This window comes from Streptococcus sp. HSISS3 (genome assembly GCF_000448605.1).
Taxonomy (GTDB): domain Bacteria; phylum Bacillota; class Bacilli; order Lactobacillales; family Streptococcaceae; genus Streptococcus; species Streptococcus raffinosi.
Window position 1 is genome coordinate 1,952,979 of the sequence record NZ_CM002130.1, and the last position, 14,546, is coordinate 1,967,524.

At 37.2% G+C, this 14,546-nt stretch carries 10 protein-coding genes and 3 pseudogenes; 7 read left to right on the top strand and 6 right to left on the bottom strand.

What is annotated here, in order from left to right; all coding sequences use genetic code 11:
* Positions 1-5 precede the first annotated feature (5 nt).
* From HSISS3_RS08940 to HSISS3_RS08955, 4 genes are read left to right on the top strand one after another with little or no spacing between them, the layout of a single operon-like run.
* Entirely contained in the window at positions 6-1,040 is a 1,035-nt protein-coding gene (locus tag HSISS3_RS08940; RefSeq protein WP_021152450.1) for a sensor domain-containing diguanylate cyclase, read from the top strand.
* Positions 1,037-2,101 (top strand): bifunctional glycosyltransferase family 2/GtrA family protein, encoded by a 1,065-nt coding sequence (locus HSISS3_RS08945; protein ID WP_021152451.1) that lies wholly within the window; start codon positions 1,037-1,039, stop codon positions 2,099-2,101. Before HSISS3_RS08940 ends, HSISS3_RS08945 begins: the two co-directional genes overlap by 4 nt.
* Complete coding sequence (locus tag HSISS3_RS08950) at positions 2,091-4,316, top strand: glycosyltransferase family 2 protein (RefSeq protein WP_021152452.1); 2,226 nt, start codon at positions 2,091-2,093, stop codon at positions 4,314-4,316. The genes HSISS3_RS08945 and HSISS3_RS08950 overlap by 11 nt, the downstream gene beginning before the upstream one ends.
* The gene (locus HSISS3_RS08955) at positions 4,313-6,253 is read left to right on the top strand and encodes a hypothetical protein (protein ID WP_021152453.1); all 1,941 of its coding nucleotides are present in this window, start codon (positions 4,313-4,315) and stop codon (positions 6,251-6,253) included. Before HSISS3_RS08950 ends, HSISS3_RS08955 begins: the two co-directional genes overlap by 4 nt.
* A 92-nt stretch (positions 6,254-6,345) precedes the next feature.
* On the opposite strand, the pseudogene HSISS3_RS08960 reads toward HSISS3_RS08955, so the two are convergent.
* The 5 genes and pseudogenes from HSISS3_RS08960 to HSISS3_RS12405 form a co-directional block, all read right to left on the bottom strand.
* A pseudogene (locus HSISS3_RS08960) lies at positions 6,346-6,537 on the bottom strand (DNA polymerase); the annotation flags it as partial.
* Entirely contained in the window at positions 6,537-6,992 is a 456-nt protein-coding gene (locus tag HSISS3_RS08965; RefSeq protein ID WP_021152454.1) for a hypothetical protein, read from the bottom strand. The gene HSISS3_RS08965 and the pseudogene HSISS3_RS08960, both read right to left, overlap by 1 nt.
* Before the next feature lie 14 nt (positions 6,993-7,006).
* Positions 7,007-7,693 carry a helix-turn-helix domain-containing protein gene (locus tag HSISS3_RS08970; protein ID WP_021152455.1) on the bottom strand — a complete coding sequence of 229 codons (687 nt, stop codon included), beginning with the start codon at positions 7,691-7,693 and terminating at the stop codon, positions 7,007-7,009.
* A gap of 9 nt (positions 7,694-7,702) precedes the next feature.
* Positions 7,703-8,547: pseudogene (locus HSISS3_RS08975) on the bottom strand (ImmA/IrrE family metallo-endopeptidase).
* Between the two features lie 5 nt (positions 8,548-8,552).
* Positions 8,553-8,785, bottom strand: a pseudogene (locus HSISS3_RS12405) (hypothetical protein); the annotation flags it as partial.
* Between the two features lie 341 nt (positions 8,786-9,126).
* Here HSISS3_RS12405 and HSISS3_RS08985 point away from each other — a divergent pair.
* Complete coding sequence (locus HSISS3_RS08985; protein WP_002884818.1) at positions 9,127-9,426, top strand: YbaB/EbfC family nucleoid-associated protein; 300 nt, start codon at positions 9,127-9,129, stop codon at positions 9,424-9,426.
* A 118-nt stretch (positions 9,427-9,544) separates the two neighbouring features.
* Here the strand turns inward: HSISS3_RS08985 and HSISS3_RS08990 are convergent, their stop codons facing one another.
* Positions 9,545-10,162 carry a hypothetical protein gene (locus HSISS3_RS08990; RefSeq protein WP_042771985.1) on the bottom strand — a complete coding sequence of 206 codons (618 nt, stop codon included), beginning with the start codon at positions 10,160-10,162 and terminating at the stop codon, positions 9,545-9,547.
* A 980-nt stretch (positions 10,163-11,142) separates the two neighbouring features.
* On the opposite strand from HSISS3_RS08990, the gene HSISS3_RS08995 reads away from it, so the two are divergent.
* Complete coding sequence (locus HSISS3_RS08995) at positions 11,143-11,844, top strand: ABC transporter ATP-binding protein (protein WP_021146343.1); 702 nt, start codon at positions 11,143-11,145, stop codon at positions 11,842-11,844.
* Positions 11,845-11,917: 73 nt separating this feature from the next.
* Positions 11,918-14,500: an FtsX-like permease family protein gene (locus HSISS3_RS09000; protein ID WP_021152458.1), complete on the top strand. Its 2,583-nt coding sequence runs from the start codon at positions 11,918-11,920 to the stop codon at positions 14,498-14,500.
* Positions 14,501-14,546 lie beyond the last annotated feature (46 nt).

Genomic DNA, 14,546 nt, shown 5'->3' on the forward strand with positions numbered 1-14,546 from the left:
CTGTAATGGTATTAGGAAAAGTAAGTGATTTTTTAATCAAGTATCAAAGATTGTTAACGTACTTAAGTATTTTTGCTGCGTTAATGTTATTAATGCGCTTAGTGTATGATGATGTTTTGATTGACCGTGATAATCCCATCGTTTTAGCAATCTATATAGGAATACTAGTTCTTTGGACCCTAGCATCTTACCTTAATCGAGGACAGCATATGCTATCCCACTTTATCTTACAGAGTTCGAAACTTATTAACGTCTATGCTGTAGACTTAGATTATCGTTTTATTGCGGTTAATAAGAATGATATTCGGCTCATGGAAGAAATCTTTTATTTCACTCCCAAAATTGGTGACTTTCCAATGAATTATCTTAATAGTGAAGATGCTGCGCGTTTAAAAGCAAATGTTGATCGTGCGAAAAAGGGTGAAACATTTATATTTATGGATACTATTAAGACAGGCGACAAAACGCTTTACTGGCAAAATATGTATTCTCCCATTTATAACAATCGCCAAAAAGTGATTGGTGTTTCTTGTTTTGTTCTTGATGTTACAGAGCAGAGACTTCATGAACTTGAAATACAGAGGATGGCATACGAAGATGTTTTAACACGGGTTCATAATCGACGATATATTGAGCTTGCTTTTGAGGAATGTCTGACACGTAAAGAAGAACAAATTACGGTTATTATATCTGATTTGGATAAATTCAAGAAAGCAAATGATACCTTTGGACATGCTACGGGAGATAAGATTCTAATTGAATTTGGTGATATTTTAACGAAGATAATGCCTGAAAGTGCTGTAATAGCAAGGTTAGGTGGAGATGAATTTGCGGTTTTACTCCCCGGAGTTTCTGAAAATCAAGCTGAATTTTTAATAAAACTTGTTCAAGCAGAAATGACTCTCAAAGATATGGGGATTACAGCATCTTTAGGTGCTTATACGAACTCTTATCAATCACATAAAAACTTCGTTGATTTTTTTGCAATAGCTGATAAGAAAATGTACGAAAATAAAAGTCAAAAAGGAGAACGTCGATGATGTTTCAAGATGTTGTTATTGTCATTCCTGCCTACGAACCTGATGACCGTTTGTTGGAACTTTTGAAAAATATTCGGGATAAGGAAAATCAAATGTTTGACATTATTCTAGTCGATGACGGTAGTGGAGCTGATTTTGCACCGTTATTTGCAATAGCGCAGAGTAACTATGCTTGTCATTTGCAAAGACATGCTGATAATAAAGGAAAAGGTCGTGCTTTAAAAACGGCTATTTCATATATTTTGGACAATTTTCCTAATGCCAAAGGAATTGTGACGATTGATTCTGATGGTCAACACACCTACGAAGACATGATGAAATGTTTGGCTGAATTTTTGCAACATCCTGATAGTTTGGTGCTGGGTGTTAGAACATTTGAAAAATCTGTTCCTTTACGTAGTAAATTTGGAAATTTATTGACAAGAGACGTCTTGGGGGCTATGACAGGTGTGAACGTTTCTGATACGCAAACGGGACTTCGTGTGATTCCTATGTCATGGTTGCCAAAACTCTTAACCGTGGAGGGTGAACGGTATGATTTTGAGATGAATATGTTACTTGAGGCAAAAGAGGACAATATTCTGATTCGTGAAGTTGGCATTGCAACGATTTATTTGGATGAAAATCAGTCGTCGCATTTTGATGTAATTCGTGACTCGATTAGAATTTACAAGGTTTTCTTCAAGTACATTTTTTCATCATTGTTTTCCTTCTTGGTTGATATTGTTGCTTTTACGATTTTAATTTCTTTGTTTAATGGATTGAGTTTTAGTGCGGTAACGTTAGCTTCGATTTTAGCGCGTGTGATATCATCTGTTGTTAATTTCACCTTGAATAATAAGGTGGTCTTTAAACGAGGTCAATCAAATAGTGCGATAAAATACTTCACTTTGGTGGTAGTACAGATTGTTTTCTCAAGTTTATTGGTAACAGTTCTAGGAAATGCCTTGACGACGCTGCCAATTTCATTGGTGAAGATTTTAGTTGACGGTGCACTTTTCATTGCCAGTTATTTTGTGCAAAAACATTTGATTTTTAGTGGAGGTGAGAATGAAGACTAGTAAGAGGATACTCTATTTCGTTGCATTTGTAACGACTGCCTTTTATTTAACTTGGCGTTTGGTGGCGACTATTCCGTGGCATGATTCATGGTTTGCGCTGATCTTTGGGATTTTATTGTGGGGAAGTGAGGTAGTTTCAGCCATTACAGGCTACATTCTCATTTGGAATAAGCAAAAGGACTTTGAGCTTGAAAAGCCTGAGATTGCTAAGGAGCGTTACCCAGATGTGGATGTTTTGATTGCAACGCATAATGAGGATCCAGAGTTGCTTTATAAGACGATTAATGCCTGCACTTTTATGGAATATCCTGATAAGTCTAAGGTGCATATCTACGTCTGTGATGATACCAATCGTCTAGAAGTTGCCAAATTGGCTGATGAGCTTGGTGTTGGTTATTTTGGTTTGGCGGATAATAAAGATGCCAAATCAGGAAACTACAATAATGCTTTACGTCAGACGTCATCACCTTTGGTGGCGACATTTGATGCGGATATGATTCCTTATCGTGAATTCCTGTTGGAAACTGTGCCTTATTTTGTTGAACAAGTTGAGGCTTATGAAAATGGTGACGATTATGATAAGTCAAAAGTTGGTTTGATTCAAACGCCACAAAGTTTTTACAATGCTGATATTTTCCAATTTAACTTGTTTTCAGAATCAACCTTACCAAACGAACAAGATTTCTTTTCCAAAGAAATTAATGTTTTCAATAATTCGCACGGTGCAGCGCTTTATACGGGGTCTAATACGCTTATTTTCCGCAAGGCGATTGAAGATGTTGGTGGTTTTCCGACAGATACCATTACGGAGGATTTCGAGCTAGGTGTTCGGATAAATGCGGCTGGTTATGTAAATTATTCGACGAAAAGTCCAATGGCTAGCGGGTTAACGCCAACAGATTTGAAGAGTGTCATCAAACAGCGCGTGCGCTGGGGACGTGGCGTTATTCGCAGTAGCTACAATATGAATATCTTCTTTAATCCCAAATTGACAATGGGGCAAAGAATTGTTTATATTAATGGCTATCTTTATTGGTGGTCTTTCTTTAGACGGTTATTGTTTATCTTGGCACCGATTTTATATACGGTTTTCCATGTGCGTGTGGTGGTGTCAAATATCTGGCTACTGTTCCTATTCTGGTTGCCAAGTTTCGCCTTGACACGCTTGTCAATGCGAGAAGTCTCAAAACAATACCAAACACAGGTTTGGGGAGAAATTGTGGAAACGATTTTTGCTCCGTATTTGTTTATTCCCATGATGTTGGAGTCCTTTGGCATTAGCAATACAAAATTTAAGGTGACACGTAAGGGAAATTATACGTCGTGGACGTTGTACCTTTATGCGATTCCTTATCTTGTTTTATGGGTATTAGCCGTTTATGGTTTGGTGACTTTTAACTATGGAAAATTTGGTTCAGAGCTTTTTTATGGAAGTATTATCAGTTTTTGGTTGATTTATCATATCATCAATTTGACCTTTGCGATTTTCTGTGCGCTTGGTCGTCCGATTTATCGCTCAAGTGAGCGTTTTACTGTTGATGAAGCTATGGTTATTGAGGTTGATGATGATTCTTACCAAGTGAGAGTCTGTGATATTTCAGAAACGGGGATTTCATTCTATACGGATTTACCATTGTATTTGCCGAAAGAAAAAGAACTGACGCTTAATTTGCAATCACGTGATTACCATGCGAGGGTAAAAGGTCATGTTGTTCGTGTTTTTGCGATTGATAATGGTTGGCGCTACGGCGTTCAATTTTCAGAAGTTCCTGAAGCTGATAAGCGCGAATTTTATCAGTACATTTATGACCGCATTAATCACAATCTTCCGAAGAAAAAAGACCCTTGGATGACAACATGGGATGATTTATTTGAGAACTTTAGTCAACGTTTCCAAAATAATGAACGTCCTGTTTCAGCCTATGACCAAGTAGCTTTTCCGAAAGTTCGTGTCAATGAAGAGGTTCAGGTTGCTGGAAAAAAATGCCAGCTTAGAAAGACAGATTATTATTACATGACATTTTCTGGAAAATTGACAAATCCTAAAAAAGAACCGAATGTCGCATTTACCTACAAAGATTTGCCAATTCAGTTGACTTTTGTGTCCTATGATACTGATAGAGACGAATCGCTTTATCGAGTTACCAATTTAGCGGATTTGGATAGCTTACCTGCTTTTAAAGCCTTAGCAAATGAATGGAGAGGGAGAGTATGATTAGTATTGCTAGATTACTGTTGTTCTTTGTGATTACCATGGGGTACAATGCCTTTTTCCGTAATACTGTGAAGATGAATCGCCGTCTGACATGGGTGTTTACATTTTCAGTCATTACATTGGTATTGTACCTTGGTAGTTTGTTAGGCTTTATGTTGCAGACCGTGTATGCCATTTCTGTTTTGGGCTGTCTTTTGAGTCTTTATTATCTTTGGGCGGTATGGAAAAAGAAATATCGCTTTAGGAGACTTGATTATATTGCGCTTGGAATGATGGCTTATTTGCTTTTGTTTGGAATAACGCTCTGGCATTCACCGCTTTTACATTATGATAATTTTACGCATTGGGCAACGATTGTAAAATTTTTCCATATCAATAATGCTTTGCCAACACAGCAGGATACGATTATTAGTTATTATACCTATCCTGTTGGAAGTTCACTTTTCATTTATTTTTTCACGACTATCGTAGGCTTTTCAGAAGGTAGTATGTTGGTCGGGCAATTCTTCTTGATTGCTTCCAGTCTTTATGCCATGTTTGCGGCACTTCGTGATGATCGACGTGTCTTAATGGTTAGCATGATTTTTGCTTCGTTTGCTGTTTTTAATACGTTCAACGTTGCTATTCGATTAAATAATTTGCTGGTTGATTTTCTGCTTCCGGCCTTGGCCTTGGCAGCCATAGCAGGTTGTTTTGTCTATCGTAATCGTTTCTGGTTTTTGTCGCTAAATACGGCGGTAATTCTTGGATTATTAAGTATCGTCAAAGTAAGTGGATTTTTCTTTGTCGCTCTCGTTTTAGTAGTTTATGTGGTTTGTATTGTGCGTTTACTTGTTCGTAAAAGAGCACGTTTAAAAGCACTAGTGCTGCTCATAATGACCTTGCTAGTCAGCTGTCTTCCTTTTGTTATTTGGCAAAAGCATGTAACGGATAATTTCCCAAATGCCTCAAGTGCCAAGCATGCGGTGTCCATGTCAGAACTTGGTCAGGTATTGACTGGAAATCTGTCAGGCGTCCCACAAAAAATTATCACTCTTTTTGTCAAATCGGTGTTTACGTTTGACAGTTTGGCAAGCAATGGAATTTTGATAATCAATCTGATTATGCTGATTGCCTTTATTGTGATTGGCATTCGTTTGAAATATAAGAAATTTGTCTTGTTGACTTGGGGATTTGTTGATATTTCGATTGTGACTTACTATATTGGCATTTTACTCATGTATCTGACAGCAATGCCGACTGATGAAGCGTTAGAATTAGCAGGATTTGAGCGCTATGCTTCGAGCATCGTTATCTTTGCTTTTGGTTGTTTGACCATGGCTTTAGCATGGGTAATGGACAAGGGCCTGTATGAAAAAATCATTAGTAAACGTAATGCTAGGTCTTACAAGAGCTTATTTAATAAACGCTTGTACCAATACGCGAGCCTTGTTTTGACAGTTTATGCCATTGGAATGTTCTTGTCAGAAAATAATGGCATTGTTTACAATAACAATCAGGAAACAAACGAGGTCGCAAAAGAAATTCGTCAGTTTACTGGAAGTCAGAGTAATTCGTCAACGGATAGAATTTTGGTTGTAACAGCAGATAAGAAGAATGTAGATAATTATTTTGCCCAATATGCTAGTCGTTATTATCTGTGGGATGTCAATGTTGATGCCAGAGAAAATTTTGTGTCGGTTGACCAAAAATTTTTAGATTTAATGGCATCATACAGCGACAGCGCAACAAGTTATTACCTCAGCAATAAAAATATCGATACTAGAGATAATTCCAATTTAACAGACGATGACTTTATTGCACTCTTAAAAACGTATGACGAAGTCTTGATTTTAGATGACCATTATACGTTTAATACCTTGACGAAAAAACTATTTGGTCGGACATATTCCCCAGGATTCTATAAAGTATCAGATATTCTTGCTAGAAAAGGGTAAGTTTTCTAGCTTTATCAAGCATAAGTCTTGATATTTCAAATAAAATATGTAGAAGGAGGCGGAGTTTGTGACTTCGCCTCTTGTGGTGCTCAAAAGACTTTCTTGAACATTGGAGAGGAAGCTAAGATAAATCCGTTTGGATTATCTGCTCTAATCATCACACAAAGCGAGGTCCTTAAAGGATGCAATCCACGTTCCACACACTCAACACTAGTATAGAAAGATCTCATATCCGCAAAAGCAATATCAGATTTTGGTTCCCGTGAACAATCAAAATAGCCCATTATCTATCTCTTTTATAGTTGTTTTCCCAATATTCCCTTTCACCTTTTCCTATGCCTTCTGGTAATTGCTTCAAACATTGTCCCATACTTTGATATTTAACAATTTCAGTTATTTCAGCCAAAGAAAGTCGATGAGATGCTCTGCTAAAGTCCGTATCGAAGTAATCAACCTCTTCTATTTCAACTAAAATCTCATAATTTTGATCAAGATAATATTTAATTTCAGATGGTACTAACTTATCTGATTCTTTAAAAAACAAATGAATATGGCCGTTTGAAGACAACAATCGTTCTCTGATATTAGTTGATTTTCCAATATAAAAACAGACTTTTTCATCTTCTAAAATGGCAAAAAACTTATATACTCCCACAATATCTTTTCCCAAAATTTCTGAGGGGATAGTGATATTCCTCATTTTAGCTTTTTCTAATTTTGCTTTATACGTCATTCCCATGGTATTCTCCTAACTTACACCTCTAATGGCATAAAGTCTCCTACAATTTTACCCACAATACGAGGGTTTTCATCATAAGGAATATAGATGTCCTTATAAGCCTTGTTAATAGAAACTAGGCGTAGCCCCTCTTTCTCACGGTAGACTTTCTTGATAAAGGTCTGAGAGTTCCACACTACCGCATAGACTGCCCCATCATAATCAAAACCTGTTTCACGGATAAGAGCTACTGAATCGTTATGATATTTGGGTTCCATTGAATCTTCTGAAACCCATGAGGCAAAATCATGAGCTAGTTCTTCATTGAAATAAACAGTGTCGTAGTTGCGATTGTCATAAACGGATGCACCAATACCAGCAGACATTTTTTCGTATACATGGTACTCATAGAGATTTTCTGAAACTGATATTACTTGTTGAATTTTCTCTTTTTGTACCAAGTCACGAGCATATTCTACTACTTGATTTTTACCTTTATTCGACAATGTATTATACAGACGAACAATTTCAATTTCTGTAAAGTAACCTTTTGGTACTCTTAGTATTTGTTCTAATCGTTGTACTTTCTCCTCGGATGGTTCTTTTACTCCTCGCTCCCATGCTGAATAGGCTTGATAGCTAATTCCTAATTGATCTGCAATGTCTTTTTGAGTCATTTTTAGCTCTTTTCTACGAGCTTTTAATTTATCTGGTTGATACATAAGTTCTCCTCACATTAATAGTAACTGTAATTCTGCTTTTTTCTTTGCCTCTTCATCTGAGAATCGTTCTTTATCCCAAACATAAGCAATTGACTTTCCTTTATTATAAATAAGCCAGGTTTTTAAATTAATACTTTCTTCCTTGATTGCTTTCCAGTTATCTTGATTTAATAAATCTGGGTATTCTAGACTCGTTGTAAACCCTACTTTTCTAACTCTCTGCTTAACCTGGTTTATAAGAGAAGGTTGAAACTGATGGAACTCCTCGATAATTTGTTCTCTAATATCATGAAACAACCGAAAAATAGAACTGTTCTTCCCTTCAATATAGGTCTCAACTGCTTGTTTGATTTCACTATCTTTACCAAGATAATATTCCCGTAGAAAGTCTAAAAGACGAAAAAATAAAGCCTGTTTTGAAACTTCGAGACTATTTTGTACTTGATGTAAGGTCTTGCAACTATAGTATATTTTTGATAAAAGAACAATATCTGGCATCAATACCACTGCAGAAAAGATATTTGCTTCTCGCTCTAGCAAGTTCTCTTGATTATCAATCAATTCTGCAAAATAATTTCCTTCATGTTTAAGAATAAAATGACCTAATTCATGGCAGAGTGTAAAACTCTGTTTTACTTTTAGATCATCTCTTTCATAAGAGAAACTAGTACCTAGTTCATCAACTACTGTCAAACCTTCTATCTTATGGTTAGAAAAGTGGTGACTAATCACTTGAATTTGGTACTTTTGGATACAATACTGAAAAAATAATTGAAACTATAATTCAATAATGAGATATTATTATCCTTAATGTACTGGTATAACACTTGTTTTGTTGCACTATATTTTACAATTTATCATTTATAATAGCGTTTGTTCTATCATCGTCGTATCGAATACTATCAATCTCCGGTGTATAAATCCAGCCATTATTCTCCATCAACATAACAATGTCCGGCCTGTCCCCTCCTTATGAGGGATGTGCTGAGCATAATAAACAGAGTTAAATTTTAAATTACAATAAGTATAGAGACTCATACACAAGACTGTAAGTAGTCCCACAAAAAGCCCTAAAATAATTCTTTTTTGCATTCCTGTCTTCTCTTTCTTTTTCTATCTCCAATCAAATGTTGACTGGATTGACAATAAACCATTGTACATTATTTATCACAAGTCTTACAATTTAAAAATTTCTTTCTTTTGTAATTGGTCCAATAGTTTTTTGCTAAAACCTCTTGATAACTTTGTTCTAAACAGACTGAGTGCACCTATAATGCCAGATTCTCTTCAGTATGCCTCCTTACTTTGTCAATCAAGCCAAACATGGTATAATAGTTGAGGTTTTGACTGCCTCTTCTATTAGGCAAAATAAGGCATCAAATTTTAACAAACAGGGGCTAAACCCTTGATATGAAAGGAATCTGAAAAATATTATGATGAACATGCAAAACATGATGAAGCAAGCTCAAAAGCTTCAGAAACAAATGGAAAAAAGCCAAGCTGAGTTGGCTGCTACAACTTTCACTGGAAAATCAGCCCAAGACTTAGTCGTTGCTGAATTAACTGGTGACAAAAAAGTGGTCAACATCACTTTTGCTGATGCTGTTGTGGACCCTGATGATGTAGAAACACTCCAAGATATGACTGTTCAAGCCCTTAATGATGCTCTCGGACAAATTGACGAAGCGACTAAAAAATCAATGGGTGCCTTTGCAGGTAAATTGCCATTCTAAAGAATTTAAAGGAATCTTGCAATTCCTTTTTCTATGCACTTATTTCGCAAATCAATCATAAAACAAAAGGCTTGGACAAATCACGTCCAAGTCTTTTTGTCGTCATTAATTAAAACTGTCACTCCTCAACCAGACCAAGGCCTGACTGAGCATCTTCTTCGTTTGCTTCTTTAGAACGATTCTTTTGACCTAAGTAAATGCTAGCTGAATCTAATGAGCTTTCCAAAGTAGGATAATTCACATCATCATTCACCGTTTTTGAAGGCACAGGTCCAGAGATTAATAGCTCATCATCATTCTTCACATAAATTTTATATTCACCAACTTCACTCGTCTGAGCCAAAATCTCATCCAATAAGTTTGAGTCGCTAGATTGAGCTGCTCCTTCAACAACTTGATTTTCATCCTGCTTTTGCTCTGATGAATCCACTACTTCTGTAATAACAATATAGTCAGGTGCTTCCTCACTAGATGGCTTATCAGCTTCCTTATCTTGTTCTGGTTGACTAGGAGACTCCTGACCCTTGCTATCTTGAGTAGAAGCTTCATGTTTGCTTTCTGCCTCATCACTAAGCAGTTTCGTCTTAGTCTGATTGGTGTCCGAATTAACCTGAGAGGCCCCTTTTGCATCAGCCGATGCGATACTGGTACCCATGAATAGAACAAAAATCCCTAAAGTCGAGACCAAGCCAATCATTAGTTTACGAAATAGACTATTATCTTTTTTCTTAATCATAACTCCCTCACTATGTTTTTGTTAGCTCCGATTAACTAACATGAGTCCTAGATGCTGCTGTTGATCGAATGAAGGTCATACTGAACTCATCTTATAAACCTTCATTATGCTATCTATCTTAACACTCAAAAGCTTTCGTTTCAAGCGATTCCTTAATTTTTAAGCATTTTAAATAAATAAAAAATTCATGTCCTAAAATTGATGAAAATCTATTATCAGATTAAGCTTTTAAGCCTAGACAAATGGTAAATTCTTTAAGCAATGCTCAGTAAACCAAAGATTTGTCGGCTAAAGTGCCAATAAAAGAGCTACTTTGCACCAAACGTCTATCGGATACCTTCATAGTGTCCAAACACTTTCAAAGCAACTATAAAAAGATAGCCCTAAAAGAAAAAGCTAACCTTCTATTAATTAAACAAACGATTATAAAAAGATTAGTGATATACACCTCTAAAACTCTATTTTAAAGGGTCTTGATAGATTTAATGAATACCGATCCTTCAGAAAATCTCATATAGTTTACATCTAAAGTTTATTTATAGTTATCTTTATTAGCGTTCCTTTATTTAATGAAAACAAAGGAAACTACTAAAGATGATGCTAAGGATCAACTCTCTCATATACTACTCATCCCATAACATTTGTATCTTATCAGCTCTAACGTGCTAAATACACCGACCTTAACTCCTCTATTACGACAAACAAGTGTTAAAATTGGAGAAAATACCTGGTAAAACACTAAAAATAGCCTAACTTTATAACCAAATGACCAAATCGGAGACTCACAAAAAGCTCATTTACTAAACTATTTTCTCATATGTAAACGCTTCACACACATCTCTATCACATGTAAGAAAAACTTGCTATGTTTTAGTATTTTTTTAGCATAAACGCTAGATATTTCAAGGAAAATCCGTTACAATGAGATAAGGAAAGATAGGTAATTAACAGCATCATTATTTCATATGAAAGGGAAATTCATGGCTTATATTCAAATGAAGCATAGCTATAAACGCTATAAAACCGGTGATCTGGAAATTATCGCAAATAATGACGTAAGCTTTGAAATTGAAAAAGGGGAGCTTGTCGTCGTTCTCGGTGCCTCCGGTGCCGGAAAATCAACCGTTCTTAACATCTTAGGTGGTATGGACACCAATGACGAAGGCCGCGTCATTATTGATGGTAAGGATATCTCTGAATACTCAGCTAGGGAACTTACGACTTATCGTCGTGAGGACGTTGGTTTTGTATTCCAATTTTACAACTTAGTTTCAAACCTTACGGCCAGGGAGAACGTTGAGTTAGCATCTGAAATCGTTCCAAACGCTAAAGATGCCTCACAAACACTTGTCGAAGTCGGTTTAGGGGACCGCTTGGACAACTTCCCATCACAACTATCTGGTGGGGAACAACAACGTGTCGCTATTGCACGTGCCGTTGCCAAAAATCCAAAGATTCTTCTTTGTGATGAACCGACGGGGGCTCTGGATTATCAAACAGGGAAACAAATCCTAACCCTCCTTCAAGACATGGCGCGCAAACAGGGAACAACTGTTATTATTGTTACCCACAATGCTTCTCTAGCTCCAATTGCTGATCGTGTGATCCAAATGCACGATGCCAAGATTAAGAGTGTGGAAACTAATCCCAACCCACAAAAAATCGAGGACTTGGAGTACTAGAAAGGAGCACCGTCATGAAAAAACAACTTATTGGAAAGATGTTTGGCGAACCTTTGTAGCTTCTAAAGGGCGTATGCTCTCTATTGCCTTGCTTATGGCACTCGGATCCTTTGCTTTGATTGGTCTTAAGGTCACTTCTCCTAATATGAAAACAACAGGAGAACACTTCTTCAAGGCCCATCAGACAGCTGACTTGAGCTTAATTAGTACTTACGGTATTAACAAAACCGATCAAGACCTTCTTAATACAGTCAAAAAGAAGAATGTTGACATTGAGTATGGTTATTTCAAAGATGCTGTTATCAAGGGCACAAATACGACATTTCGTATCTTCTCAAAACCTAAAAAAATCTCTACCTATGACCTTGTTGAGGGGAAGCTTCCTAATAAGGATGGGGAGATTGCTCTTTCTTCAACCTATAAAGAAGAATACAGTGTAGGAGATAAGATTAATTTTTCTGAGCCAGTAGATAGCTCTGGGCAAAAACAGTTAAAGGAACAAACATATACCATTACTGGTTTTGTCAATTCCTCTGAACTCCTCTCCAAGAATCGTCTTGGTAATGCCAGTGCAGGTACCGGAAAACTAGACGGCTATGCCGTTGTGCCGAAGACAGATTTCAACGCTAATAACTACATGATTGCTCGAATCCGTTACCAGGATTTGGCAAATGTGAGTCCTTTTAGTAAGAAATATGCGGATAAAATTTCAGAAAGAAAAGCTGAACTCAAGGACCTTTTTAAAGACGAGCCTGAGAAACGCTTAACTGAAATCAGGTCCCAAGCTCAAGCTCAAATTACGCAAGGAAAACAAGAGCTTGAAGCAGCACGCACCCAGACTCAGCAGATGACAACAACCAACGCTGCTGAGGCAGCAAGTGTAAAAGAGGCTACTACCAAGATTGAAGCTAAGCAAAAAGAACTCGAAGAAAGTCAAGCAATGCTGGACAATATGCCAGCCCCTAGCTACAAGTTCTACTCTCGTCGAGAGATTCCGGGTTCAGATGGGTATGTTGCTTACGAGAGTAACATCAACATCATCCACGATGTCAGCAACATCTTCCCTATAGCCCTCTACTTTATGGCAGCCTTAGTTACCTTTGTAACCATGGGACGCTTTGTTGAAGAAGAACGAGGAAAAGCCGGTATCCTTAATGCACTGGGGTATAACAATTCACGTATTATCCACAAATTCGTCATCTATGGATTAATTACTAGTATTGCTGGCACAGCTGCAGGGGTTATTACAGGACATACTCTACTTCCAATACTCATTCACAACACTTATAAGAACGATTTGCAACTGCCTGCTTTTGAGTTGCACTTCTACTTAGGGCTTACCCTAATCGCCTTTCTTTTAGGGCTCCTATCCGCTGTACTTCCTGCCTATGCGGTTGCTAAGAAAGAACTCTGGGAAAAACCTTCTCAACTGCTTCTTCCAAAGCCACCTCGTGCAGGAGCTAAGATTGTCCTAGAGCGCATTACACCTCTTTGGAGACGTCTTAGTTTCAAAGAAAAAGTTACCATGCGTAATATTTTCCGCTATAAACAACGGATGTTTATGACTCTCTTTGGAGTCGCAGGCTCTATCGCTCTGCTCTTCGCAGGTTTAGGAATTCGTTCTTCCGTATCTAATCTTAACCAGCAACAGTTTGAAGACATCATTCACTATGATATGATTGTCGCCAAACAACCGAATACATCAAGTGCCTTTGATAAGCAACTCACAAAGCTTCTTGATAGCAAAGACGTCAAAGAATACTTGAATATTCATTTTGAAACCTTACAAAAAATTGCTGGTAACAATAAGGATACCCAAGAAATCTCGACGATTGTCTTTAATGATCATGATGAGAAAATCATTAATAGTTACGTTAGCTTGAGAGACCGAGCACATAACAAAACGCTTAAATTATCTAATGATGGAGCTATTATCTCTGAAAAAATGGCCAAACTCCTCAACCTCAAGGTTGGCGATACCATCACTGTGCAAAACAGTCAGGAAGAATCCGTCAAGATTAAAATTGCTGGTATCACAGAAATGTACATGGGACATTTCCTCTTTATGAATGCTAGCTACTATCAAAAAGCCTTTGGTACACCTTCGGTGAATAATGCCAATCTCGTCAGTCTGGCTGAGCCTACCAAGCAAAATGTGGAAAACATGGCAGCTAAATTCATCAACTTGCCAAATGTTTACGGCGTTGTTCAAAACAACAACCTCAAGTTGCAAATCAGCACCATGGTCAATTCCTTAACGCAAGTTATTGGTATCTTGATTACCGTTTCCATTCTTCTTGCTGTGGTTGTCCTTTACAATCTGACCAACATCAATGTCTCTGAACGTATCCACGAGCTCTCAACCGTTAAGGTTCTTGGTTTCTACAATAATGAAGTATCCCTCTACATCTATCGTGAAACCATTTATCTATCTATTATCGGTATCTTCGTTGGATTTGGTCTTGGACAGGCACTTCACCAATATATGGTAAGCATTATCCCACCAGATCGTATCATGTTTGATCCATCTATTGGACTTGCTACCTACCTTTTACCAGCTGTTCTCATTGTCTTAATCCTTATTATCCTCGGCTTCGTTGTTAATAACCGCCTAGCCAAGCTTAATATGCTCGAAGCTCTAAGTTCAGTTGAATAAGCTAAAAACGCCTGAGAAGTCATTCTCAAGCGTTTTTTTATATTTG